This window comes from Streptomyces sp. SID12501, assembly GCF_010550245.1.
Taxonomy (GTDB): domain Bacteria; phylum Actinomycetota; class Actinomycetes; order Streptomycetales; family Streptomycetaceae; genus Streptomyces.
In genome coordinates this window covers 1-499 of the sequence record NZ_JAAGLU010000465.1, presented here as the reverse complement: position 1 = coordinate 499, position 499 = coordinate 1, and the positions used below count along the sequence as shown (strand labels likewise).

1 protein-coding gene is annotated in these 499 nt (G+C 72.1%); it reads right to left on the bottom strand.

The features are described 5' to 3' along the window. The coding region (locus G3I71_RS46795; RefSeq protein ID WP_164325034.1) for an aldo/keto reductase at positions 1–355 on the bottom strand (355 nt) is incomplete at its 3' end. Positions 356–499 lie beyond the last annotated feature (144 nt).

Below are 499 nucleotides of genomic sequence, written 5' to 3'. Positions count from 1 at the left end.
ACAGGTCGACGTAGTCGGTGCCCAGGCGACGCAGCGACCCGTCGATCGACTCGCGGATGTGCTTGCGCGACAGGCCGGTGTCGTTCGGGCCGCCGGGGCCGGTCGGCCAGTAGACCTTCGTGAAGATCTCGAGCGACTCGCGCCGCTCGCCGGCCAGGGCGTCGCCCAGCACGGACTCGGCGACGGTGTTGGCGTACACGTCGGCCGTGTCGAACGTCGTGATGCCGACGTCGAGCGCGGCGCGCACGCACGCCGTCGCGGTGTCGTTCTCGACCTGGGACCCGTGGGTCAGCCAGTTGCCGTAGGTGAGCTCGGAGATCTTGAGGCCGGAGTTGCCGAGGAATCGGAAGTGCATGCGCCCAGCCTCTCACCCGCGCCCGACACGGGCTCGCCCGTGCGTCCCCGTGGCCGGTGACGGGGGACGGGCCCGGCCCTGGTCGGGCCCTCGGCCCTGCGCTAGCGTCCCCGCCATGCGATCCCGACGACGGCTCGCAGCCCT